Source organism: Halomonas halodenitrificans DSM 735 (assembly GCF_000620045.1).
GTDB lineage: Bacteria > Pseudomonadota > Gammaproteobacteria > Pseudomonadales > Halomonadaceae > Halomonas > Halomonas halodenitrificans.
The window spans coordinates 118,780-142,557 of sequence record NZ_JHVH01000003.1 but is presented as its reverse complement, the minus strand read 5'-3'; the positions used below and the strand labels follow the sequence as shown (position 1 = coordinate 142,557).

Here is a 23,778-nt window from a genome sequence, read left to right as displayed (position 1 = left end):
CCTACTCGACGCCGCTAGGTGCCTCGTACCTTCAGCACTCGCTCAACCGTCTCCACGATCGCCTGGGTCTGGGGGGCGACCTCGATATTGACCCGGTCCCCGGGCACACGCTCTCCCAGGGTGGTGCGCTGCAGCGTTTCCGGGATCAGGTCGACGCAAAAGCGCGGCCCCTGCTCGGCAGTGGCAGGGCGCACCTCACCGATGGTAAGACTCGCCCCGTCGACGCCGATATAGCCCTTGTCGAACAGGAAGCGTCCCAGGGCATGGGGCGGCTCGAACCAGAGCCGACGATTGTTGGGCGCCTCTTCGAGTTCGACCAGCTCGGCCTGAGCCATGATATGCCCCGACATGGCGTGACCGCCGATTTCGTCACCGAAGCGTGCGGCCCGCTCGATATTGACGTGATCTCCCACCGTCAGCTCGCCCAGGTTGGTGACTCGCAGCGTTTCGCGCATCAGATCGAAGCTCACCCCCGCCTCGGTGAGGGCGGTAACCGTCAGGCAGACCCCGTTATGGGCCACCGAGGCGCCCACCTCCAGGCCGCTGCGCAGATCGTCGGGCAACATCACGACATGGGTTCGAAAGGCCTCGGCCTCCTGGATGGCCACCACCTTGGCGGTGCCCTGCACGATGCCAGTGAACATGGCGTCTCCTCGGCTACTGGCGCCCTGGGATCGGGCGGAAAGACCCACGAGTGTAGGAAATTCCTCCCCTCCCCGTCCATCGTCGCATAACACCACAATATCCACTGGATAACACCGAATAGACAAAGGATATGGCACCACACAGCGCCTGGCAGCAGGAAGCCCTGTGGCATGATTGACAGGTCACCCACCTGCCCCTATGCTTGCCGGCTACATTGAATGGCGCCGATTTGAACCCGGCTTGCGGGCGCCCGCGGCATGACTCGACTCAAGCCGTGAAGTGCAGCTAAAAGGGTGTGTCCAGCGTTGATGGCCACCCGACAGGGTGGCCTTTTTTTGCCTTCCCCTTGCACCGCCCGCCTCGGCGCCCCCAGCGGTGGTATCCATGATCCGACTCCACAACGTTTCCAAGACCTACCAGCTCAAGGGCCGCCGCGATGGCGATACCCGCAGCATCCAGGCGCTCAAGCAGGTCGACTTCCACGTACCCGCCGGCCAGATCCATGGCGTGATCGGCCTTTCCGGGGCCGGCAAGTCGACGCTGATTCGCTGCGTCAACCTCCTCGAGCGCCCCACGACGGGCACCGTCACCGTCGATGGCCGCGAACTCACCGGCCTGTCGCGTCAGGCACTCAACCAGGCCCGCCATGGCATGGGCATGATCTTTCAGCACTTCAACCTGCTGACCAATCGCACGGTTTTCGCCAATGTCGCCCTCCCCCTGGAGCTGATGGGCATGCCGCGCGCCGAGATCCGCGAACGGGTCACGCCGTTGCTGGAGCTCGTCGGCCTCGCCGACAAGGCAAGCCAGCACCCCACGCAACTGTCAGGCGGACAGAAACAGCGCGTGGCCATCGCCCGCGCCCTGGCCAGTCGCCCCAAGGTGCTGCTGTGTGACGAGGCCACCTCGGCCCTCGACCCCCAGACCACCGGCTCGATCCTCGCCCTGCTGCGCGATATCAACCAGACACTCGGCCTGACCATTCTGCTGATCACCCACGAGATGGAGGTGGTCAAGTCGATCTGCCATCGCGTGAGCCTGATCTCCGACGGCGAACTGGTGGAAGAGGCCGAGGTCGGCGACTTCTTCACCTCGCCCGGCACCCAGCTGGGCCGGGAGTTTCTCAACGACTTCCTGAAGCTTGAGCCTCCACGCGCCCTCATCGAACGCCTGGAAGAGTCGCCGGGACCGCATACCCACCCGGTCGTGCGGCTCGCCTTCCGGGGCGATGCCGTGGCCGCCCCGCTGGTATCACGCCTGGCCCGGGAATGCGGCGTCGACGTCAGCATCCTGCAGGCCAAGGTGGAGTCGATCCAGGAGCGCACCCTGGGTCTGATGATCGCCGAACTGATGGGCCCCGCCGGCAAGACCCGCGAGGCCCTCGCCTATCTCGAATCCCACGACCTGCAGGTGGAGGTACTCGGCCATGTCCAGCGCGATGCTTGAACTGATTCTCGAGGCCACCCTCGATACCCTCTATATGGTGGCCATCTCCGGGGTGATCTCGGCTCTGGCGGGCATCCCGCTAGGGGTGTTGCTCTATGTAACCCGCCCGGCACAGGTACTGGCTCAACCGGTACTCAACGGCGTCCTGGGTATCGTGACCAATGTCGGCCGCTCCATCCCCTTCATCATCCTGATGGTCGCCATCATTCCCTTCACCCGCGGGCTCGTGGGCACCTCCATCGGCACCAATGCTGCCGCCGTGCCACTGACCATCGCGGCGATTCCCTTCATTGCTCGCCTGGTCGAGGGGGCACTCAACGAGATCAACCCGGGCCTCGTCGAGGCCGCCCAGTCCATGGGCGCCACCCCCTGGCAGATCATCCACAAGGTGCTGCTGCCCGAGGCCCGCGGCGGCATCTTCACCGCCCTGACGGTCACCCTGGTCACGCTGGTGAGCTACTCCGCCATGGCCGGCGCCGTCGGCGGCGGCGGCCTGGGCGACCTGGGCATTCGCTACGGCTATAACCGCTTCAACCCCACCATCATGCTGATTACCGTGGCCATCCTGGTCATCATGGTGCAGGGCTTCCAGAGCCTGGGGGATTATCTGGTGCGCAAGAGCGATCATAAATAGCCAAAAGCTATTTAAACAATTATTCTTATACCGCTAGCATCGTTCCCATCGATCAGGAGACTCTGTTCCATGCAAAAGACACTGCTCAATGCCGCCCTCGCCTCCGCACTGGCCCTCGGCGCCGGCGCCGCCCTGGCCGACGACCACGCCATCAAGGTCGGTACCGTCGCCGGCCCCGAGACCCAGGTGATGGAGGTTGCCGCCGATATCGCCGAGCGCGAGCACGGCCTCGAGGTGGAGATCATCGAATTCACCGACTACGTGACCCCCAACGCCGCCCTGGCCGACGGTAGCCTGGACGCCAATGCCTACCAGCACGAACCCTACATGCGCTCCATGGTCGAGGATCGCGGCTATGACTTCGCCATCGCCGGCTACACCTTCGTCTATCCGATCGGCGCCTACTCCGAGAAGTACGACAGCATCGAGGCGATTCCGGACGGGGCCACCATCGCCCTGCCCAACGACCCCTCCAACGAGGGTCGCGCCCTGATCCTGATGCACAACCTGGGCATGCTGGAACTGACGGACCCGGAAAACCTCGAAGCCACCCCGCTGGATATCGCCGCCAATCCGCATGACTTCGAGTTCCGCGAGATCGAAGCCGCCCAGCTACCGCGCGTACTGCCGGACGTGGACCTGGCCTTCATCAATAACACCTTCGCCCAGCCTGCCGGCCTGACGCTGGACGACGCCCTGATCAAGGAAGGCCCCGAGTCTCCCTATGTCAATCTGATCGCGGTGCGCGGCGATGACGAGGATCGCGAGGCGATCCAGCAGCTGGTCGAGTCCTACCAGACCGACGCGGTCGAAGCCAAGGCCAGGGAGCTGTTCGGTGCCCAGGCGGTACCCGGCTGGAAGTAAGGAAGCCTGGCGACGGGGATCAGCCCCAAGCGATAAATAATTCGAATAGCCAAAGGGCCGGCCGCAAGGCCGGCCCTGCTGTTTCAAGGAGCCAAGATGACACCCGATTATTCACTGCTCAACCGCCAGCTGGCCGCCCTGCTCGATACCCGAAGCTGGCTGACCAACAGCGCCCAGACCAGCGCCTTCATCATGCAGGAGATCTCCGCGCTGAACTGGGCCGGCTTCTATCTGCAGGGCGAGCCGGAGCTGCTCATCCTGGGCCCCTTCCAGGGCAAGCCGGCCTGCCATCCGATTCCCTTCAACCAGGGAGTATGCGGTGCCGCGGCGCGCGACCGAGAGACCCAGCGCGTCGACGATGTCCAGGCCATCGCCGACCATATCGCCTGCGATGCCGACTCGCGGTCGGAGCTGGTGGTACCGATCCTCGTGGGAGATTACCTATGGGGCGTGCTCGATCTGGATAGCCCCCAGGCGGGTCGTTTCAGCGAGGCCGACCAGGCCGGCATCGAGGCACTCGTGGCCACCTTCATCGAGTGCACCGACCTCACCTAGCCGACCCACTCGAGCCGGCCGATATAGCAAGACACCCCCGCAGCAGGGCTGCGGGGGTGTCTCTAGTATTGGTAGGACCAGGCGGATTTGAACCGCCGACCTCCACGATGTCAACGTGGCGCTCTAACCAACTGAGCTATGGTCCTGTAGTCGTTGCGGCCAGGCTTTTTTCTATCGATACGATACTGGTAGGACCAGGCGGATTTGAACCGCCGACCTCCACGATGTCAACGTGGCGCTCTAACCAACTGAGCTATGGTCCTGCATCTCGATGACGGCATGGCGTCATGTGCGGCAACGGATGCGTATTTTACTCACCTGCCCTGGAAATGCAAGCGCAATATTCCCGCCAAGGCCGAAGAATCAGCATCTTGGACAGGCAAACGATCATTGCGTGCGCACCCGCTCGACGGCTTCCTGCCAGCCGGCATAGAGGCGCTCGCGTTCCGCCTCGTCCATCTGCGGCGAAAACTGCCGCTCACGCTGCCATAACCCGGCAATTTCGTCGAGATCGCGATACCAGCCCAGGTGCAAGCCGGCAAGGTAGGCGGCACCCAGCGCCGTGGTCTCCAGCACCCCCGGCCGGTCCACCGGGACGCCGAGCATGTCGGCGAGAAACTGCATCAACCAGCCATTGGCGACCATGCCGCCATCGACCCTTAGAATACCCGGAGAAGCCGTCATATCATCATCCATGCACTCCTGCAGGTCTCGCGTTTGATAGCAGACGGCCTGCAGTCCGGCGGCGACAATCTCGGCAATCCCGGTATCGCGAGTCAGGCCAAGGATGGCGCCACGCGCCTTGGGGTCCCAATGGGGCGCACCGAGACCGGTAAATGCCGGCACCATATAGACACTGTGGCCACTACGCGTCTGGCATGCCAGAGCCTCCGTCTCGGCGGCATCGGCAAACAGCTTCAGGCCATCACGCAACCACTGAACGGTAGCCCCCGCCACGAAGATGCTGCCCTCCATGGCGTAGACAGGCTTGCCGTTCAGGCGATAGGCCACGGTGGTCAGAAGACGATTACGCGAGGCCTCGGGACTCTCCCCGGTGTTGACGATCATGAAACAGCCGGTGCCATAGGTGCTCTTGCCCATGCCCGGCGAAAAGCAGGCCTGACCAACCAGGGCGGCCTGCTGGTCTCCTGCCACCCCGGCGATGGGCAGTGCATGACCCAGCCACTGGTGTTCCAGCGCACCGAAGTCGTCACTCGAATCCTTGACCTCGGGCAGCAGGCTCGCCGGGATATCGAACAGGGATAACAGCTGGTCATCCCAGCGCTGCTCGTGAATATTGAACAGCGCCGTGCGCGAGGCATTGGTCGCATCGGTGGCATGCACCCGGCCGCCGGTCAGGCGCCAGATCAGGAAGGTGTCGACGGTGCCGAAGGCCAGGTCGCCGCGCTCCGCCCGAGCCCGGGCGCCGGGTATTTCATCGAGCAGCCAGGCCAGCTTGGTCGCCGAAAAATAGGGATCGATCAACAGCCCGGTGCGTGCCTGGACCTCGCCCAGGTGTCCCGCCTGGCGCAACGCCTGGCAAGCCTCATCGGTGCGACGATCCTGCCAGACGATGGCGTTATAAACCGGCTTCCCGGTATGCCGATCCCACACCAGGGTCGTCTCACGTTGATTCGTGATACCGATCCCGTCGATCGCCTGGGGAGCGACATCGGCCTTGGCCAGCACCTCTCGACAGGTAGTGAGCACGCCCTCCCAGATATCTTCCGGGTCATGCTCTATCCAGCCATCACGGGGGAAATGTTGGGGAAGCTCACGTTGTGCCGAGGCAACGCAGCTTCCCTGACGATCGAAGAGGATAGCCCGAGAGCTGGTAGTGCCCTGGTCGATGGCCAGGAGGTATGAAGCCATGGCAAGTGTCCTGTTGATAAATGGCGTGCAGCTTTCGCTTTCAATCGATCATGTTCGTTAACGAGCACTCATTTTACGCTAGTCGAACTCTCCGCTAAAACGCTTCGCAACAGAAATCCTACGACTTTAGACGCAACCCAAGCCTGTACCATGCCCGCCGCCGCTGTAATAACGTAGAATTCAAGGAGCCTAGGAGACTTCATGAATCAACAGCAACGCCAGGATGCCATCATCGAGCTGGTGCGTAGCCAGGGGTATGCCAGCATCGAACAGCTGACCGACCACTTTACGGTCACACCCCAGACCATACGTCGCGACCTCAACACCCTCTCCGCCGAGGGTCGCATTCGCCGGGTCCATGGTGGTGCAAGCCTGGAATCCAGCACCGTCAACACCGCCTACTCGACCCGCAAGACTCTCAACCTCGAGGCCAAGCAACGCATCGCCGCCCTGCTCGCCCGACACATCCCCAATCACTCCTCGCTATTCATCAATATCGGGACCAGCAATGAGGTGGTCGCGGAGGCGCTACTCGACCATCACGGGCTGGAGGTAATTACCAACAACCTCAATGTCGCTGCCATCCTTCAGCATAAGGAGGATTTCAACGTGATCATCGCCGGCGGCCAGGTTCGTTCCCGGGACGGCGGCATCATCGGCGAGGCGGCCATCGACTTCATCAATCAGTTCAAGGTCGATTACGGCATCATCGGCATCAGTGGCATCGACGAGGACGGCTCGTTGCTGGAGTTCGATTACCAGGAGGTGCGGGTCGCCCAGGCCATCATCCACAACTCCCGCAAGGTCTTTCTGGCCACCGATCACTCCAAGTTTCAGCGCAACCCCGTGGTTCGCCAAGGCAACCTGACCCAACTCGATGCCCTGTTTACCGACCGCCAGCCACCCGACACCATCCTGCGCCTGCTGAACCAGCATGATGTAACGCTCCATATCGCTTGACCCCTCCTCGTTCCAGGCACGCCCGACCTCCCGCGCCCGGGGGACGCAGTGCCGCACCTTGATGTTCGCTTTGCTTTCGTCTATTTTCGTTTTCAAACATCATCAAGTTCCGGCCCCGGACGGGAGACTCCATGCGTGACAAGTCCGACGAAATACTCGACCTCTTCGTGATCGGCGGAGGCATCAACGGCACCGGCATCGCCAATGATGCCGCCGGGCGCGGCCTGTCGGTCGGCCTCTGCGAACAGGCCGACCTGGCCAGCGCCACCTCGTCCGCCAGCAGCAAGCTGATCCACGGCGGCCTGCGCTACCTGGAGCACCGCGAGTTTCGCCTGGTGCGCGAGGCGCTGCAGGAGCGTGAGGTATTGCTCGCAAAGGCCCCGCACATCATCCATCCGCTGCGCTTCATCCTGCCGCATCGCTCTCATCTCCGTCCGGCCTGGATGCTGCGCGCCGGCCTGTTTCTCTATGACCACCTCGGTAAACGCAAGGCATTGCCCGGCTCCCGCGCCATCAAGCTGGCGCCGAGCCAGGGCCTGGCGCGCGGTATCAGCCGAGGTTTCGAATACTCCGACTGCTGGGTGGATGACGCCAGGCTCGTGGTGCTCAATGCCATCCAGGCCCGCGACAACGGCGCCGAGGTCCTGGTCCGCACGCGCTGCACCGGGGTCACCGAGGTCGAGGGGCTGTGGGAGGTCGAGCTCGAGGAGCGAGACTCGGGTCGGCGCCTGACGCGACGCTGCCGCACCCTGGTCAACGCCGCCGGCCCCTGGGTAGAGCAGGTGGTACGCCGCCAGGTCGACAGGTCATCGCGCTATGGGGTTCGCCTGATTCAGGGCAGCCACCTGGTGGTGCCCCGCATCAACCAGGATGAACGGGCCTTTATCCTCCAGAACACCGATGGACGCATCGTCTTCGTGCTGCCCTACGAAGAGGACTTCAGCTTGATCGGCACCACCGACCGTCGCTATCGGGGGGACCCCGCCGGGGTCGAGGCCAGCGAGGAGGAAATCGGTTATCTGCTGAGCGTGGTGAACGAACACTTCACGACGTCCCTGAAACCCGAGGACGTCATCCGCACCTTTTCCGGGGTTCGCCCGTTGTGCGACGATGAATCGGCAGACCCTTCCGCCATGACACGGGACTACACCCTCGACCTGGACACCCAGGGCGCTCCCCTGCTGTCGGTGTTTGGCGGCAAGATCACCACCTATCGCAAGCTCGCCGAAGCCGCCTTGACCACCCTTGCGCCCCATCTGCCGGCGATGACGGCCCCCTGGACAGACACGACGCCCCTGCCGGGCGGTGAGATCGGCGACCGGGACGGTTTCGAGGCGCGGCTGCAGGTCGACTATCCCTACCTGGACACGAGTCAGGTCCGGCGCTTCACCCGCCTCTATGGCACCCTGTGTCGCCGCTTCCTCGACGGCAAGGACTCCCAGGCCGCACTGGGCCAGGCGTTCGGCGCCGGCTTGACCGCCGCCGAGGTCGACTATCTCATCGAGCAGGAGTGGGCGGGCTCACTGGATGACATCCTGTGGCGTCGCACCAAGCTCGGGCTGCGCCTGACGGCCGATCAACAGCAGCGGCTGGACGATTACCTGGCCCAGCGATTCAATCCCCAGCCCGTCCAGCAGGCGGCAGCGGGGTAATGCTCGCCGGGGTGAGCGACACGCGCTCGCGGTGCCGGCTCGGCTCACCCCCCTCCACGGTGGCCAACAGTATCTGCAACGGGTCGCCATGGCTCACCAGCAGGATGGTCTTCCCGGCGCAATCCCGCTCCAGGTCCGCGACCACTTCCCCCATGCGCGCCGCCACCGAGGCGAGCGCCTCCACTCCCGCATGGCGGTGGTGTGGATCCTGTGCATCATGGCGCCAGACGTCGGCATAGCGATCATCCTTCTCCCCCTCGAGTTCGCCGAAGTGACGCTCCCGAAGCCGCGGCTCGGCCTCGAGCCCGAGCCCGAAGTGGTGCGCGATGCGTTCCGCCGTTTCCCGGGTGCGCCGGAAATCCGAATGCAGGATGCGATCGGGAGTCGCCCATTGCCAGGTGGCCAGCAGGCTTTCGAGCTGTTGCCGGCCCTGGTGGGAGAGGCCGTAACCGGCCAGCCCTCGCGCCGGCGAGCTGATGATCACGCCCTGCTGGTTGGCCAGGCTATGGCCATGACGCATCAGCAGGTAACGGTTGCTCAACCGCCCCGTCACGCCAGGAATAATGGTTGACATGCTTTCATCCAGAACCCTAGATTAGATGATAGTATTCAGAATCAATCATTAATATATTGATTTCCGAACGCTTAAAATAATAAAAGCTTCTTACAACAATAACGCCACGAGGTCTACCATGATCCATTATCCTCTCCGCGCGAGAAAGCTCTCGCTTGCCACCCTCGCCACCTCCCTGCTGCCCCTTGCGCTGCTGGTCGCCAGTCAGGCACAGGCGCAGGACGATTGCGAGCGTGGCGCCCTCGATGCCATCTACTGCGACGAGAACGGCGACATGGTTGCCGACCGCCCCGCCGACGAGTCGCAATGGGCCAATCCCGACACCCTGATCTTCGCCTACACTCCGGTGGAAGATCCGGCCATCTACTCCGATATCTGGCAACCGTTTATCGAGCACCTGAAGGACGTGACCGGCCGCGATGTGCGCTTCTTCGCCGTACAGTCCAATTCGGCTCAGGTCGAGGCGATGCGCAGCGGCCGCCTGCATATCGCCGGCTTCTCGACCGGCCCCACGCCCTTCGCCGTCAACCTGGCGGGTGCGGTGCCCTTCGCGCTGATGGGAGCCGATGACGGGCGCTTCGGCTACACCCTCCAGCTCTATACCCATGTCGATTCCGGCATCGACGAGATGGCGGACCTCGAGGGCAAGCGGGTCGCCCACACCTCCCCCACGTCCAACTCCGGCAACCAGGCGCCGCGGGCCCTGTTCCCCGAAATGGGCATCGTTCCCGGCGAGGACTACGAAGTGGTCTATTCCGGAAGCCACGACCAGTCCATGCTCGGCGTGGTGGCCCAGGATTATGACGCCGCCCCGGTCGCCTCGGAGGTGGTCGAGCGCATGGCCGCCCGCGACCTCTATGACCCCGCCGACGTCAAGATCCTCTATGAGTCGGACAGCTTTCCGACCACGTCCTACAACTACGCCCATAACCTTCACCCCGACCTGGTCGACAAGATCGAGGAGGCCTTCTTTAGTTTCGATTTTGCCGGCACCGAGCTGGGCGAGGAGTTCGAGGGAGTCGAGAAATTCATCCCCATCAACTACCAGGACAACTGGAAGGTCATCCGCACCATCCAGAGCGCCAACGGCGTCGAGTACACTCCCGAAAATCTCGAGTAACCCTCACTGACAGGACGACGCCGGCCGACTCTCCGGCCGGCGCCTCCATCCCACTCCTCCTTGCCTGGATCCGTTGATGCTGGAGATATCCAATCTGATCAAGCGCTACGGCCATGACGAGCCCGTGCTCAAGGGGCTCGACCTTGCCGTGGAAGACAATAGTGTCATCGCCATCGTCGGCGCCTCCGGCGCCGGCAAGAGCACCCTGTTGCGCTGTATTAACCGCCTCGTGGAACCCACCTCGGGATCGATCAAGCTCAACGGTACGGAAATCGTCAATCTCCGCCATCGTGACCTGCGCCGCGTGCGCCGCAAGATCGGCATGGTGTTTCAGGGCTTCAACCTGATCGACCGTCTCACCGTGATGGAGAACGTGCTGGCAGGACGCCTGGGGTACGTCAGCCTCTTCCAGGCCGTGACTCGTCGCTATCCGGCGGCGGATATCGAGCGTGCCTTCGTGCTGATGGAGCGCGTGGGCATTGCCCACTACGCCAACAAGCGCGCCGATGAACTCTCGGGTGGCGAGCGCCAGCGAGTGGGCGTCGTACGAGCCCTGATGCAGGAGCCCGAGGTGCTGCTGGCCGACGAACCCACGGCATCACTGGATCCGCGTACCTCCGAACAGATCATGGTACTGCTGCAGAGCCTGGCCAGCGAGCTGTCGCTACCGGTGTTGATCAATATCCACAACGTGGCCCAGGCCCGGAGCTATACCGACCGCATCGTCGGGCTACGTCACGGCACCATGATCTTCGATGGCACTCCCGGTGACTTCGACAAGGAGGCGCTGGATACTATCTATGGTGGCATCGAGGCGCCGGAGGACGACACCGCTCCGCCACCGTCAAGCGGAGAGAGGGAGAAGGAGGCGCCTCATGACGCGACCTGATCCCGGCGACACGACACCTGTACGCATCTGGCGCAAGCCACCCTTTATCGCCAACCCCATGCTGCGCTATGGCCTGCTGGTTCTGCTGGTCGCCTACCTGATATGGGCGCTGGCCACCCTGCCCTTCAACTGGGAGCGCATCGGCGAGGGGTTGCCGCGCGCCGCGCGCATCTTCGGCGGGGGCTTTCCCCCCAACTTCTCGCGCTTCGACCTACTGCTGACCGGCTTCACCGAGAGCCTGCAGATCGCCATTCTGGCCACCCTGCTCGGGGTGCTGCTGTCGATTCCCTTTGCGGTGATGGCGGCACGCAATATCGCGCCGCTGCCCGTCTACCTGCTGGGCCGCGCGGTCATCATCATCTCGCGCAGCTTTCACCCGGTGATCGTCGCCATCCTCTTCGTCGCCGCGGTAGGCTTCGGCCCCCTGGCGGGCATCCTGACGCTGACGCTCTACTCCATCGGCTTCGTCGGCAAGCTCCTCGCCGAGGAGATAGAGGAGATCGACTGGGGCCAGGTAGAGGCCATGCGCGCCACCGGCGCCGGCTATCTGGCAACGCTGTACTATGCTGTCTTTCCACAGATCCTGCCCCGCCAGGTCGGGCTCTCCATGTACCAGCTCGACAGCAACCTGCGCGCCTCCGCCGTGGTAGGTATCGTCGGCGCCGGCGGTATCGGCAGCACCCTGATGAATGCCTTCGGACGCTATGACTATGACTTTGCCTTCGCCATCCTGCTGGTCATCATCGCGGTGATCCTGGTCAGCGAAGGCATCAGCGGCTGGGTAAGGAAGCAGATATGGTAGAACAAGACGACCTCCTGGCCGCCCGCATCTGGCGACGCCACGACCCGAGAGAGCAGCTCATCCGTTACGGTGCGCTGCTGGCGACACTGATGTTGGTGGTCTGGGCGGTGCGCGATATCGATATCTTCTGGCCCTGGGTGTGGGATGCCCCCAACCAGATCTCGAGCCTGGGAGCCCGCATGTGGCCACCCGACCCCGGACGCCTCGGCGAGATCACCAGGGCCATGCTCGAGACCGTGCATATCGCCACGCTTGCCACCATGCTAACCGTCTTCATCGCCCTGCCGGTGTCCTATATCGCCGCCCAGAACACCACCCCCAACCGCGCCTGCCTGTGGCTGGGCCGCTTTATTCTGGTGGCGAGCCGTTCGGTCAACACCATCATCTGGGCGTTGCTGTTCGTGGCGATCTTCGGCCCCGGCGTGCTGGCCGGGATACTCGCCATCATGTGCCGCTCGGTGGGATTCATCGGCAAGCTGATGGGGGAAGCCATCGAGGAAATCGACCGCCGCCCGGTGGAGGCCATGGAGGCCACCGGCGCCTCCAAGGCAAAGGTCATCGCCTATGCCATCGTGCCCCAGGTGGTCCCCGCCTTTTTTGCCATCGTCATCCTGCGCTGGGATATCAACATCCGGGAATCCACGGTGCTGGGGCTGGTCGGAGCCGGCGGCATCGGCGTGATCCTGCAAGGCTCCATCGATACCTTCGCCTGGCAGACGGTGGCGACCATCCTGATTGCCATCATCGCACTGGTCCTGATCGGCGAGGCCCTCACCGGCCTGCTGCGCCGCCGGGTAATGTAGTCGAAACCGGGTGTAGCCGAAACCGAATGTCGCGCCCGGCCAAGCGGGTATGCCGGCATCACCGCCATCGAGGAACCGCGCCATGATGTCCATCGCATTCGCCGTGCTTGCCGGGCTTCTGCTCGGCATTACCCTCATCGCCAGGCTGCGTGTTACCTGGTGGTGGATTCGCGTCGCCGAATTCCCCCGCGTGCAGCTGGCCGTCGCCGCCCTGCTGCTGGCGTCTGTCGGTGGGCTCGCCGATGCCCCCTGGTCATGGGTCGGCCAAACGGCCTGCCTGTTGGTCGTGGCGATCCAGCTGGCCTATGTGCTGCCCTGGACCCCACTATGGCCGGTGCAGGTGAAAAAGGCCCAGCCGGGTCTCGACGATCGCTGCCTGACGCTGCTGGTCGCCAACGTCCTGACCCCCAACCGTAACGCTCACGACCTTATCGCCCAGATACACGAACATCGCCCGGATATCGTGTTGACCCTCGAGTCCGATGACTGGTGGCAGGCACGGCTCGACGACGCCCTGACCCAGGAGTGGCCACATGCGGTGCGCATTCCCCTGGATAACCTCTACGGCATGCACCTCTACTCGCGCCTCCCCCTGGTATCGCCCCGGGTGGAGTGGCTGATTCAGGACGATATTCCCTCGATTCTCACCGGCGTTCGGCTGCGCTGCGGCGACGAGATCCGGTTTCACGCCCTTCATCCGCGCCCGCCGGCCCCCGGCGAAAGCAAGGAATCGCTGTGGCGCGACGCGGAGCTGCTGCTGGTCGGCCGGGCCATCCACGAGGACCCGGTACCCACCCTGGTCGCCGGAGACCTCAACGACGTGGCCTGGTCACGCACCACTCGGCTCTTCTGCCGCGTCAGCGGCATGCTTGACCCGCGCCGTGGCCGCGGCATGTTCAGCACCTTCCATGCCAGGTATCCCTTCCTGCGCTGGCCGCTGGACCATATTTTCACCAGCGAGCACTTCACCCTGCGCGAGCTGAAGCGACTCAATGGCTTCGGCTCGGACCACTTCCCAATACTCACCACGCTCTGCTTCCGGCCCGCACGAGCCGATGAACACGACACCCCCGAGGCCGAACAGGGCGAGCACCGCGAGGCCCTGGAAACGGCCCGCGAGGGCAAGGTGCAGGAACAGCAGGAGTAAGCCGTAAGCTGGAAGCTGGAAGCCGTAAAGCCGTAAGCCGTAAGCCGAAAGCCGTAAGCCGTAAGCCGTAAGCCGTAAGCCGTAAGCCGTAAGCCGTAAGCCGTAAGCCGTAAGCCGTAAGCCAGGCTATCGCCACCGACACTCCCGGCAAGGGGTTTACGTATAGCGTAAAGCGTATGGCTTACAGCCCCCGGCGGAGCCGAGCACGTACAGCGTATGGCCCCACGGCTCAGCCGGGCTCCGCCCGGCACGCCCGGTTATTCCGGAATCCCCCCTCGCGTCAACGCGGCGGGATCCAGTAGCCGCTCCAGCTCCTCGCGGGAGAGGTCGGTCTGCTCCTGCGCCACCTCGATGATCGGCCTGCCTGCCTGATAGGCCTGCTTGGCGATGGCCGCCGCCGCATCGTAACCGATGACCGAATTCAGCGCCGTCACCAGGATGGGGTTGCGTGACAGGGGCTCGGCAAGCCGGTCTTCGCGCACCCGGAAGGTCGCGATGGCCCGATTGCCGAGCAGCCAGGCGGTGTTGCTCATCAGGCTGATCGAGGTCAGCAGGTTATGGGCCACCAGCGGCAGCATGACGTTGAGCTGGAAGTTACCGCCCTGTCCCGCCACGGTGACCGCCGTGTCGAGCCCGATCACCTGGGCGGCGGCCTGGGCCGCGGACTCCGGGATCACCGGATTGACCTTGCCCGGCATGATCGAGCTGCCCGGCTGGAGTGCCTCCAGCTCGATTTCACCGAGCCCGGCCAGGGGGCCGGCGTTCATCCAGCGCAGATCATTGGCGATCTTCATGATCACGCAGGCCAGCCCCCTGAGCTGCCCCGAGAGTTCCACCGCCGCATCCTGGGAGGCCAGGCTGGCGAAGAAACTGTCATTGGGGGTAAAGGCAATGCCGGTCTGATTCGACAGCTCGGCGGCCATGCGGTCGGCGAACGCCGGATGAGCATTGATCCCCGTCCCCACGGCCGTGCCTCCCTGGGCCAGGCGACAGAGCCTGACCAGGGCACTATCGAAGCGCTCGACGGCCTGCCCCAGCTGGCTCGACCAGCCTCCCAGCTCCTGGCTCATGCGTAGCGGCATGGCATCCATCAGGTGGGTGCGGCCGGTCTTGACCACGCCATCGAGCTCGGCGGCACGGCTATCGATGGTATCTCGCAGATGCACCAGGGCCGGACGCAGGCGACTGGTTACCTCGAGGGCGGCCGCCACATGAATGGCGGAGGGGATCACATCATTACTGGATTGGCCCATGTTGACATGATCATTGGGCCCCACCGCCGGCCCCTCACGGCTGGCCAGATTCGCCAGCACCTCATTGACGTTCATGTTGCTGGACGTACCGGAGCCGGTCTGGAAGACGTCGACCGGGAAGTGGTCATCGTGTTCGCCGCGAATCACCGCCTCGGCGGCCGACACAATCGCCTCGCTTCGTTCGGCGTCGAGCAGCCCCAGGTCGGCGTTGACGCGAGCCGCTGCCAGCTTGATACGGGCAATGGCATGAATAAACGGCGTGGGCATCGATTGCCCCGAGACCGGGAAGTTGTCGACGGCACGCTGGGTCTGCGCCCCGTAAAGGGCCTGTGCCGGCACTTCCAGTGCCCCCATGCTGTCGCGTTCGCTACGCATCTGGCTCATTATCCTGCCTCCTCGTGTTGCCATGCATGTCTCTCTTCTCACCATGGTGCCATGCGGCGTATTCGGCAAGGTCGGCACAGCCCGATGCCGACGAAACGCGACGCCTCATCGATGTTGCACTGCACAAGTCGCTCTGTTATTGTGCATCGCAACAGAGCGGACACCGTTCCCCTATTTCCAGTGCAACCACGAGGTTCCACCATGATCAACGCCTTCAACTTCGATCCCAAGGCCTTCGACACCAAGCAGTTCGAATCCATCTTCTTCGCCCCGGCGCGCACCTACGCCAGCCTGGCGGTTGACTACAGCGAGAAGCTGACCAGCGCTCAGCTCGACGCCACCAAGGCCTACACCGAGACAGGCCTGGCTCAGCTGCGCAGCCTGATGAACGTCAAGGATGCGGAAGGCCTGCGCACCCATATGGAAGGTCAGCAGAAGGTCGCCAAGGACCTCGCCGAGCGCATGAAGGGCGATGCCGAGAAGGTGGCCTCCCTGCAGCAGGACTTCGTCCAGCAGAGCCAGAAGCTGACCGAAGACAGTGTCAAGCAGGCTCAGGCGGCTACCGCCAAGGCCGGTCAGTAAGCCGACGCCGGGGCCTCTGCCCCCCGCTCTCTCGAGCGCCTGAACCGCCGCCCCACCGGGGCGGCGGTTTTCGTTTGTGGCGACCTGCCTTCAGTGTGTCTTTTGCGCTACCCTAGGCCGAGGCACGGGGCGCCTGAAGAGACCGAAATCGGATAGGGAGGTCACCATGAAGCGTTATTATCCCCTCGCCCTGGCGGCACTGGTGCTGGCCGGCTGCGAGGTAGTCCCCCCCGCTCCCACGGAGCGCATCGACGTCATCGACCGGGGTGAAACCCGGCGCGATGTCCCCCAGGAAAGCCCCCAGGAGAGTCGCCAGGACGAACCCGAGCCGCCACCGCGCGCCGCCAGGGAGGTCGCCTTCCCGGAGGCCGAATACGCCAGGCTCGAGAAACAGGGCAGCGCCGCGATCAGCGGCCGCCTGACGCTGAGCGGGCGCGCGGTACCCAATGCGGGCATATCGGTGGCGCCGATCACCAGCTACTCCGCGGAAGCCGCCGAAAAGGCCCTGGCCGGCATCGCCGTGGAACCCGCCGACCCCAGGGCACGGGAATACACCCATACCACGCGTACCGACGGCAACGGCCACTTCCAGGTCTCCCGCCTGCCTTCCGGTGACTTCTACGTGTCAGGCGCCGGCTCCGACCCTCGGAGCGGCAAGCCCAGGGTGGTGATCCACCAGGTCAGCCTGGGAAAGGGCCAGCACCGCGAGGTCGAGCTCAGCCGCTGAGGACGACAATATTCTCGGCGCCTTGCACTTCGATACGCAGTGGCTTTTCAGCCGCTGGTGACCGCTACCAGCCCAGTGCCTGCTTGACGAAGGGAATGGTCAGCTTGCGCTGGGCGGAGAGCGAGGCGTGATCGAGTTCTTCCAGCAGCAGGAACAACTCATCCAGCCTGCGTGACCCCCGATGCAGGATATAGCGCGCCACCTCGTCGCCGAGTTGCATCCCACGGACTCGGGCACGTAGCTGAAGGGCAGCCAAGCGCCCTGCATCGTCCAGGCCCTGGACGTGGAATGTCAGCCCCCAGGTCAGCCGCGAGGCCAGATCGGGGAGTTTCACGGGGAGCTGGCGTGGCGGTGCTTCGGCGGCCACCACCAGCCGCTTGCCGGCATCGCGCAGGCGGTTGAAGGCATGGAACAGGGCCTCCTCCCAGCGCGGCCGCCCCACTACCCGCTCCAGGTCATCGATGGCCAGAAGGTCCAGGCGCTCGATATCCTCCAGCATCAATGGCGGGAAGTGACCCAACTCCTCCAGTGGCAGATAAAGAGTCCGCTCACCATGATCCGAGGCCGCATGGCAGGCGGCCTGAAGAAGATGGCTGCGACCCACCCCCGGCGCTCCCCACAGATAGAGGAAAGGTTCGCCTCCCGGTTCCAGCTGCTGGGTCAGCCGTCCCACCAGGGTGGCATTGGGGCCAGGGTGAAAGTTGACGAAGGTGGCATCGTCACGCAGCCCGACGCCCAGAGGCAGCTGTGCGGGCGCACGGCTCATGGTGACTCCTCGTCATGGCGATGGTTGAGCGTTTCGTCGTACAAGGCACTGTTCTTGTAGCGGGAATTGAGTTCCCGCAAGAGTACCATGATCACCGCCGCCGCCGGCAGCGCCAGCAGCACCCCGGTAAAACCGAACAGGTTGCCGCCGGCCAATACCGCGAAGATGACCGCGACGGGGTGCAACCCGATCTTGTCACCCAGCAGCTTGGGCTGCAGCACCACACTCTCCACCACCTGGCCGAAACCAAACACGGCGGCGACCCCCAGCAGCAGCCACCATTCGCCCCCCTGGAAGAAGGCCACCAGGCCCGCCACGCTGATACCCACGATCACTCCCAGATAGGGCACGATGCTGGCCAGCCCCGAGAGCAGGCCGATCAACAACCCGAAGCGCACGCCCAGCAGCGTGAGGCCGATGGCATAGATGATGCCGAGGCACAGCATGACGATCAGTTGGCCGCGCAGGAAGGCCGAGAGCACCTCGTCACACTGTCCGGCCAGACGGTTCGCGGTGCCTTCCCAGCGCCGCGGCAGCCAGTCGCGCACCTTGGCAACGATAACGTCCCAATCCAGCAGCAGGTAAAAGGTTACCACCGGAATCAGTGCCAGGTTACCGATCCAGCCGACCAACGCCAGCCCCGAACGCGACACGCCGGACAGCAGGGTTGCCGCCAAGGTCCCGGTCTCCTTCCAGTTATCCACCACCGTCTGGCGCAGGGCATCGATATCCGTGGAGAGGTCCAGGCCGACCACCGACTGTACCCGCGGCACCAGCGTCTGCTGCACCCAGTTGAGGACCGCCGGCAGTGACTCCACCAGCTGACCGAGCTGGCGCCCCAGCACCGGCATCACCAGCAGCAAGGCCACCACGATGACCAGCGTCAGCAGCAGAAACACCAGGGCGACGGAGAGCCGACGTGACAGGCCCAGTGCCTCCAGGCGGTCGGCCAGAGGGTCGCCGAGATAGGCCAGCACCATGCTGACAAAGAACGGCATCAGCACCGGCTCGATGCTGATGAAAAACCACAGCGCGAGCGCCATCACGCCGGCCACAACCCACCACTGTCTGCGCATTGATACCTCCTTGTCCCGCGACCACCGACGGGCTGCCAGCCGTTCGCCGTGATGCTACAATTGTGTCCCTGACTTGCCTACTGCGCGACGGCTCCCGCCGCGCCGATAACCCGACAGGACTCCCGATGACCGACTCCTCCCCACGCCCCTCGCTCAGCTACAAGGACGCCGGGGTCGATATCGACGCCGGCAATGCCCTGGTCGACCGCATCAAAGGGGTCGCCAAGCGTACCACCCGCCCGGAAGTGATGGGGGGCCTGGGTGGCTTCGGCGCCCTCTGTGAACTGCCTGCCGGCTACCGCGAACCGGTGCTGGTCTCGGGTACCGATGGCGTCGGCACCAAGCTACGCCTGGCCATGGACCTGGGTCGACATGACACGATCGGCATCGACCTGGTAGCGATGTGCGTCAACGACCTGGTCGTGGCCGGCGCCGAGCCGTTGCTGTTCCTCGACTACTATGCCACGGGCAAGCTTGACGTGGATATCGCCGCCGACGTGGTCGACGGCATCGGTGCCGGATGCGAGAAGGCCGGCTGTGCCCTGGTGGGCGGTGAAACCGCCGAGATGCCCGGCATGTACGCGGGCAGCGACTATGACCTGGCCGGCTTCTGCGTCGGCGTCGTGGAGAAGTCCGAGATCCTCGACGGCAAGCGGGTCGCCGAGGGCGACGTGCTGCTGGGCATGGCCGCTTCCGGGCCCCACTCCAATGGCTACTCGCTGATCCGCAAGATTCTGGAGGTCTCCGGCGCCTCGCTGGATACCGAACTCGACGGCGAGTCCCTGGGCGATGCACTCATGGCACCGACACGCATCTACGTGAAACCGCTGCTCTCCTTGATCAAGGAGAGCGACGTGCCGGTGCATGCCCTCTCCCATATTACCGGCGGTGGCCTCACCGAGAACCTGCCTCGCGTGCTGCCCGAAGGCCTTGCCGCCCGGGTCGACGTTAGCGCCTGGCAGCGCCCGGCCGTCTTCGACTGGCTGCGCGAGCAGGGCAATGTTGCCGAGGAAGAGATGCATCGCGTGCTGAACTGCGGCATCGGCATGGTCATCGTGGTGCCGGCCGAGAAGGCCGACCAGGCCCGCGCCCACCTTCAGGCCCAGGGAGAGGCGGTCTACCGTATCGGCGAGATCGTTGCCGGCGAGCCTGGCGATGACCGAGTGATCCTGGAGAACCTGGCAGGATGAGCGAACAATACGCAAGCGACACCCTGAAGGACTTCGTCCCCGAGCCCGCCGATGCCCGTCGCGTGGTAGTGCTGATCTCCGGCAACGGCAGCAATCTCGAGGCCTTGATCGAGGCCCAGACCCATGACGCCCTGGGTGGCGAGGTCGTCGCCGTCGTCTCCAACGAGCCGGATGCCCATGGGCTGGTCCGTGCCCGGGAGGCTGGCATCGATGCCGTGGTGTTGCCCCACCGCGAGTACGAGAGCCGCGATGCCTACGACGGCGCCCTGATCAAGGTCATCGAACGCCATGAGCCGGACCTCATCGTCCTCGCCGGCTTCATGCGCATCCTCACCCCGCGCTTCGTGCAGCGCTTTTTGGGGCGCCTGGTCAATATCCACCCCTCGCTGCTGCCCGACTACCAGGGCCTGAACACCCACGCCCGGGCGCTGGCCGACGGCGTGAGCGAGCACGGCTGCAGCGTGCACTTCGTGACCGAGGAACTCGACGGCGGCCCGGTGATCATCCAGGCCGCGGTCGAGGTCGCCGAGGGGGAAAGCGAGGAAACGCTGAAGGAGAAGGTGCACGCCCGCGAGCACCTGATCTACCCCATCGCCGTGAAATGGTGCCTGGAGGGGCGGCTGCAGTTCACCGGCCAGGGCGCGGCCCTGGACGGCACGCCTCTACCGAGCCACGGCATGCGCATGTCCCACGCCGATGCCGCCGAGGAGCTGGACGAGGATCTCGAGCCGTAAGCTGGAAGCTGGAAGCTGGAAGCTGGAAGCTGGAAAACAGCATTGCCCCGCTGCCCCTGTGGTCAAGGTTTTTCTTCAAGCCTCCAGCCACGAAGCGGCGCTCTTCCAGCTTATAACTCGTGACCCGGCGCAGCCGGGTCAGGTCCTGGGCAGGGTCACCCCTCGCTGCCCCATGTACTTGCCGCCACGATCCTTGTAGGAGGTGGCGCAGACCTCATCGGATTCCAGGAACAGCATCTGGGCCACGCCTTCGTTGGCGTAAATCTTGGCCGGCAGATTGGTGGTGTTGGAAAACTCCAGGGTCACATGCCCTTCCCACTCCGGCTCCAGCGGCGTCACGTTGACGATGATGCCGCAGCGTGCGTAGGTGGACTTGCCCAGGCAGATGGTCAGCACGCTTCGCGGGATACGGAAATATTCCACGGTACGCGCCAGGGCGAAGGAATTCGGCGGGATCACGCAGACATCGCCCTTTACATCGACGAGGCTCTTGTCGTCGAAGGCCTTGGGGTCGACAACCGCCGAGTGAATATTGGTAAACACCTTGAATTCATCGGCACAACGGACGTCATAGCCGTAGCTGGAGGTCCCGTAGGAGATCACCCGACGCTCATCCACATAGCGAACCTGGTCGGCCTCGAAGGGTTCGATCATCCCTTCCCGTTCGGCCATGCGACGAATCCAGTTGTCGGACTTGATGCTCATTGAAACCTATCCTGCAGCAATGAATATAGAAGAGAAGGACCTACCCGGGCCGCCATGATAGCGGCCCCGGTCACAGGGGTCACGCGGGTTCACTCACTGAACGAGATACTCGGTCCATCGCTGGCCTGGCCCTGCATCTGTTCGACTACCTGACGCGCCATGTCACGGAAGGTGCCCGTCACCTCCCCCTCGGGCTCGGCCACTACCGTGGGCCGGCCGCCATCAACCTGCTCGCGGATGGAGAGCGTCAGTGGAAGACGCCCCAGCACTCGAGTTTCATACTCCTGGGCAATGCGCTCGCCGCCTCCCTCGCCGAAGATCGGCTCCGCATGACCGCAGTTCGAACAGAGGTGCAGCGACATGTTCTCCACCACCCCGAGGACCGGCACATTGACCTTGCGGAACATCTCGATGCCCTTACGGGCATCCAGCAGCGCAATGTCCTGGGGCGTGGTGACGATGACCGCACCATCCACCGGCACCTTCTGGGCCAGGGTCAACTGGATATCGCCGGTGCCCGGCGGCATGTCGATGAACAGGTAATCGAGGTCGTCCCACACCGTCTGGTTCAGGAGCTGCTGGAAGGCCCCCGCCACCATCGGACCACGCCACACCATGGGCTCACGAATGTCTACCATAAAGGCCATGGACATGGCCTGAATGCCATGGGCGTCGAGTGGACGCATGGCATTCTCGCCGGCGGCCTCGGGTCTCACGCCCTCGCCTACCCCCAGCATCTGGGCCTGGCTGGGACCGTGGATATCGGCATCCAGAATGCCGACTCGATAGCCTTCCGCGGCCATGGCCAGGGCCAGGTTTGCGGTGACGGTAGACTTGCCGACGCCGCCCTTGCCGGATGCCACGGCGACAATATGCTTGACCCCTTCGATCACGGTCTTGCTCCTTCTCTTGTAGAACGACCAGGCCGACTCTTGGCCGACCCGCTTGTCATCAGTATACGCCCTGGGGCAAGGCGACCGAACCTGTCATAAAGAAACGGCGGGCCTTGCCGGCCCGCCGTTGTCCATGACGTTTCGCTACCGAGTCGACTCAGCCCTCTTCGCCGGCCTTTTGCTCTGCTTCCTGACCAGCCTCCTGGCCTGCCTCTTGAGCGGCTTCCTGACCGTCGTCCTGACCAGCCTCCTGAGCGGCTTCCTGACCGTCGTCCTGACCGGCCTCCTGAGCGGCTTCCTGACCGTCGTCCTGACCGGCCTCCTGAGCGGCTTCCTGACCGTCGTCCTGACCGGCCTTATCGGGCTGACCCTCGGCGCTCGTGTCATCGTCCGAGGCCTTGTTCTCGGCGCCTTTCGCCGAGGCATCATCGCCCTGCTGCTCGTTCAATGCCTCGCTGTCGGCACCCTCGCCTCCCACATCCAGAGACTCGAGCTCGCTGCGCCAGGTCGCCAGCTGGGACTCCAGCCCCTGGAGCTGTGTCTCGCGACGCTCGACCTTGCTCTCGACGCTGGCCAGCTCATCGCGGCCGATGCCGATGGCAAGCTTGGTATCCTCGAGCCGGCTCTCGGCGTCCTTGACCGCCTGCTGGGCCGCATCACGCTCACTGCGCATGGACTCCAGCTCCTGGGTCAAGGCATCGCGCTCTTCGCCAAGCTCCGTCAGCCGAGTCTGCAGGGTGTCGAGTTCGGTCTGGCTGGCATCGATGTCCTCTTGAAGCGTCGCCTTGTCGTCTTCCAGCGACGCGACCTCTTCCTTCAGGCTATCCAGCCCGGACTCCGCCTGCTGACGCGCCTCCTCGGCTGCCTGACGCTCTTCCACGGCGGTCTGACGCGCCTCTTCGGCTTCCTGGCGCTGCGCCTCGGCTTCCTGACGGGCACTCTCGGCGGACTCCCGTGCCTCCTCGGCATCGCTGCGTGCCTGTTCCACGGCATCGCGCTCTTCCTTCAGCTCCGCCAGAGCCTGCTCGAGGGTCGCCTGCTCTTCTTCGAGGGTGGCGATATTTTCCTCGAGGGCCTGCCGGGAGCCCTGCAGCTCTTCCATCCGTGTCTCGGCGGCGGCAATCTTGGCCTGAATGGCATCCAGTTGCTCGGTGGCCTCCGCTTCGCGGGCCTCGACATCGGCCTGCAGGGTCTGACGACGCTGTTCGAGTTCCTCGATCTCGGCTTCCAGCGCCTCGACGTCTTCACCGGCCCGCTTGTGCTCTTCCAGCTGGGTGCTCAGCGATTGGTTACGCGACTCGAGCACGGCCATCTCGGCTTCCAGCGCCTCCTGGGCGTCCTTGTGGCTGCCGGCGCTGGACTGGGCGATGATCGCCCACACTATGCCAATGGCCGCCACCCCGGCGAGGCCCCGCACGCGGTTGTCCTTGAACGGTGATGTCTGAGTGGTTTCCGACATGAATGCTTCCTCGTTGATTCAGCCTGAAAATTCGGCACCGGCTCGG

Annotated in this window: 24 protein-coding genes and 2 tRNA genes; 15 read left to right on the top strand and 11 right to left on the bottom strand. The window is 64.1% G+C overall.

All coding sequences use genetic code 11. The features are described 5' to 3' along the window. Positions 1-14: 14 nt before the first annotated feature. A complete protein-coding gene (locus Q358_RS0104290) occupies positions 15-644 on the bottom strand; it encodes a riboflavin synthase (protein ID WP_027960921.1) in 630 nt (209 codons plus the stop codon). A 385-nt stretch (positions 645-1,029) separates the two neighbouring features. On the opposite strand from Q358_RS0104290, the gene Q358_RS0104285 reads away from it, so the two are divergent. The 4 genes from Q358_RS0104285 to Q358_RS0104270 all read left to right on the top strand — a co-directional run bounded on the left by Q358_RS0104285 (position 1,030) and on the right by Q358_RS0104270 (position 4,144). Then, complete coding sequence (locus tag Q358_RS0104285; protein ID WP_027960920.1) at positions 1,030-2,091, top strand: methionine ABC transporter ATP-binding protein; 1,062 nt, start codon at positions 1,030-1,032, stop codon at positions 2,089-2,091. Beyond that, on the top strand, positions 2,072-2,725 hold the full coding sequence (locus Q358_RS0104280; protein ID WP_027960919.1) for a methionine ABC transporter permease: 654 nt from the start codon (positions 2,072-2,074) through the stop codon (positions 2,723-2,725). Before Q358_RS0104285 ends, Q358_RS0104280 begins: the two co-directional genes overlap by 20 nt. Positions 2,726-2,794: 69 nt before the next feature. Then, the gene (locus tag Q358_RS0104275) at positions 2,795-3,589 is read left to right on the top strand and encodes a MetQ/NlpA family ABC transporter substrate-binding protein (protein WP_027960918.1); all 795 of its coding nucleotides are present in this window, start codon (positions 2,795-2,797) and stop codon (positions 3,587-3,589) included. 96 nt (positions 3,590-3,685) lie between these two features. Then, positions 3,686-4,144 (top strand): GAF domain-containing protein, encoded by a 459-nt coding sequence (locus Q358_RS0104270; RefSeq protein WP_043487627.1) that lies wholly within the window; start codon positions 3,686-3,688, stop codon positions 4,142-4,144. A gap of 69 nt (positions 4,145-4,213) precedes the next feature. Here Q358_RS0104270 and Q358_RS0104265 read toward each other — a convergent pair. The 3 genes from Q358_RS0104265 to glpK all read right to left on the bottom strand — a co-directional run bounded on the left by Q358_RS0104265 (position 4,214) and on the right by glpK (position 6,016). Beyond that, positions 4,214-4,290 (bottom strand) — tRNA-Val (locus tag Q358_RS0104265). Positions 4,291-4,330: 40 nt separating this feature from the next. Continuing rightward, a tRNA-Val gene (locus tag Q358_RS0104260) sits at positions 4,331-4,407 on the bottom strand. A 124-nt stretch (positions 4,408-4,531) separates the two neighbouring features. Next, on the bottom strand, positions 4,532-6,016 hold the full coding sequence (gene glpK / locus Q358_RS0104255) for a glycerol kinase GlpK (RefSeq protein ID WP_027960916.1): 1,485 nt from the start codon (positions 6,014-6,016) through the stop codon (positions 4,532-4,534). Between the two features lie 201 nt (positions 6,017-6,217). Here glpK and Q358_RS0104250 point away from each other — a divergent pair, with 201 nt between their 5' ends. Further along, positions 6,218-6,976 carry a DeoR/GlpR family transcriptional regulator gene (locus Q358_RS0104250; RefSeq protein WP_027960915.1) on the top strand — a complete coding sequence of 253 codons (759 nt, stop codon included), beginning with the start codon at positions 6,218-6,220 and terminating at the stop codon, positions 6,974-6,976. A gap of 131 nt (positions 6,977-7,107) precedes the next feature. Continuing rightward, positions 7,108-8,628, top strand: a complete 1,521-nt coding sequence (glpD, locus tag Q358_RS16520; RefSeq protein ID WP_051530171.1) for a glycerol-3-phosphate dehydrogenase — start codon at positions 7,108-7,110, stop codon at positions 8,626-8,628. On the opposite strand, the gene Q358_RS0104240 is transcribed toward glpD, so the two are convergent. Continuing rightward, positions 8,591-9,202, bottom strand: coding sequence for a histidine phosphatase family protein (locus Q358_RS0104240; protein ID WP_027960914.1), 612 nt, complete (start codon positions 9,200-9,202; stop codon positions 8,591-8,593). The genes glpD and Q358_RS0104240 overlap by 38 nt on opposite strands. 118 nt (positions 9,203-9,320) lie before the next feature. Between Q358_RS0104240 and phnD the strand changes: the two genes are divergently transcribed. The 5 genes from phnD (at position 9,321) to Q358_RS0104215 (ending at position 13,963) form a co-directional block, all read left to right on the top strand. Then, positions 9,321-10,322 carry a phosphate/phosphite/phosphonate ABC transporter substrate-binding protein gene (gene phnD / locus Q358_RS0104235; RefSeq protein WP_027960913.1) on the top strand — a complete coding sequence of 334 codons (1,002 nt, stop codon included), beginning with the start codon at positions 9,321-9,323 and terminating at the stop codon, positions 10,320-10,322. A gap of 76 nt (positions 10,323-10,398) precedes the next feature. Then, entirely contained in the window at positions 10,399-11,211 is an 813-nt protein-coding gene (phnC, locus tag Q358_RS0104230) for a phosphonate ABC transporter ATP-binding protein (RefSeq protein WP_027960912.1), read from the top strand. After that, on the top strand, positions 11,198-12,013 hold the full coding sequence (gene phnE / locus Q358_RS0104225) for a phosphonate ABC transporter, permease protein PhnE (protein ID WP_027960911.1): 816 nt from the start codon (positions 11,198-11,200) through the stop codon (positions 12,011-12,013). The genes phnC and phnE (Q358_RS0104225) overlap by 14 nt, the downstream gene beginning before the upstream one ends. Further along, complete coding sequence (phnE, locus tag Q358_RS0104220; RefSeq protein ID WP_027960910.1) at positions 12,007-12,816, top strand: phosphonate ABC transporter, permease protein PhnE; 810 nt, start codon at positions 12,007-12,009, stop codon at positions 12,814-12,816. The genes phnE (Q358_RS0104225) and phnE (Q358_RS0104220) overlap by 7 nt, the downstream gene beginning before the upstream one ends. 82 nt (positions 12,817-12,898) lie before the next feature. Then, the gene (locus Q358_RS0104215; RefSeq protein WP_027960909.1) at positions 12,899-13,963 is read left to right on the top strand and encodes an endonuclease/exonuclease/phosphatase family protein; all 1,065 of its coding nucleotides are present in this window, start codon (positions 12,899-12,901) and stop codon (positions 13,961-13,963) included. A 257-nt stretch (positions 13,964-14,220) separates the two neighbouring features. On the opposite strand, the gene Q358_RS0104210 is transcribed toward Q358_RS0104215, so the two are convergent. Further along, positions 14,221-15,600 (bottom strand): class II fumarate hydratase, encoded by a 1,380-nt coding sequence (locus Q358_RS0104210; protein WP_027960908.1) that lies wholly within the window; start codon positions 15,598-15,600, stop codon positions 14,221-14,223. A gap of 201 nt (positions 15,601-15,801) precedes the next feature. Between Q358_RS0104210 and Q358_RS0104205 the strand changes: the two genes are divergently transcribed. Both Q358_RS0104205 and Q358_RS0104200 read left to right on the top strand, forming a co-directional pair. Continuing rightward, positions 15,802-16,182, top strand: a complete 381-nt coding sequence (locus Q358_RS0104205) for a phasin family protein (RefSeq protein WP_027960907.1) — start codon at positions 15,802-15,804, stop codon at positions 16,180-16,182. 166 nt (positions 16,183-16,348) lie between these two features. Then, a complete protein-coding gene (locus Q358_RS0104200) occupies positions 16,349-16,909 on the top strand; it encodes a carboxypeptidase-like regulatory domain-containing protein (RefSeq protein WP_027960906.1) in 561 nt (186 codons plus the stop codon). A 64-nt stretch (positions 16,910-16,973) separates the two neighbouring features. On the opposite strand, the gene hda is transcribed toward Q358_RS0104200, so the two are convergent. Continuing rightward, complete coding sequence (gene hda, locus Q358_RS0104195) at positions 16,974-17,675, bottom strand: DnaA regulatory inactivator Hda (protein ID WP_027960905.1); 702 nt, start codon at positions 17,673-17,675, stop codon at positions 16,974-16,976. Continuing rightward, on the bottom strand, positions 17,672-18,751 hold the full coding sequence (locus tag Q358_RS0104190; RefSeq protein ID WP_027960904.1) for an AI-2E family transporter: 1,080 nt from the start codon (positions 18,749-18,751) through the stop codon (positions 17,672-17,674). The genes hda and Q358_RS0104190 overlap by 4 nt, the downstream gene beginning before the upstream one ends. 125 nt (positions 18,752-18,876) lie before the next feature. On the opposite strand from Q358_RS0104190, the gene purM reads away from it, so the two are divergent. Beyond that, positions 18,877-19,941, top strand: a complete 1,065-nt coding sequence (purM, locus tag Q358_RS0104185) for a phosphoribosylformylglycinamidine cyclo-ligase (protein WP_027960903.1) — start codon at positions 18,877-18,879, stop codon at positions 19,939-19,941. Beyond that, positions 19,938-20,675 (top strand): phosphoribosylglycinamide formyltransferase, encoded by a 738-nt coding sequence (purN, locus tag Q358_RS0104180; RefSeq protein ID WP_027960902.1) that lies wholly within the window; start codon positions 19,938-19,940, stop codon positions 20,673-20,675. Before purM ends, purN begins: the two co-directional genes overlap by 4 nt. 138 nt (positions 20,676-20,813) lie before the next feature. Here purN and dcd read toward each other — a convergent pair whose 3' ends face one another. The 3 genes from dcd to Q358_RS17900 form a co-directional block, all read right to left on the bottom strand. Beyond that, a complete protein-coding gene (gene dcd / locus Q358_RS0104175; RefSeq protein ID WP_027960901.1) occupies positions 20,814-21,380 on the bottom strand; it encodes a dCTP deaminase in 567 nt (188 codons plus the stop codon). A gap of 89 nt (positions 21,381-21,469) precedes the next feature. Continuing rightward, positions 21,470-22,270, bottom strand: coding sequence for an iron-sulfur cluster carrier protein ApbC (apbC, locus tag Q358_RS16515; protein WP_245598274.1), 801 nt, complete (start codon positions 22,268-22,270; stop codon positions 21,470-21,472). Between the two features lie 160 nt (positions 22,271-22,430). Then, positions 22,431-23,732 (bottom strand): coiled-coil domain-containing protein, encoded by a 1,302-nt coding sequence (locus Q358_RS17900; RefSeq protein WP_027960900.1) that lies wholly within the window; start codon positions 23,730-23,732, stop codon positions 22,431-22,433. Between the last annotated feature and the right edge of the window lie 46 nt (positions 23,733-23,778).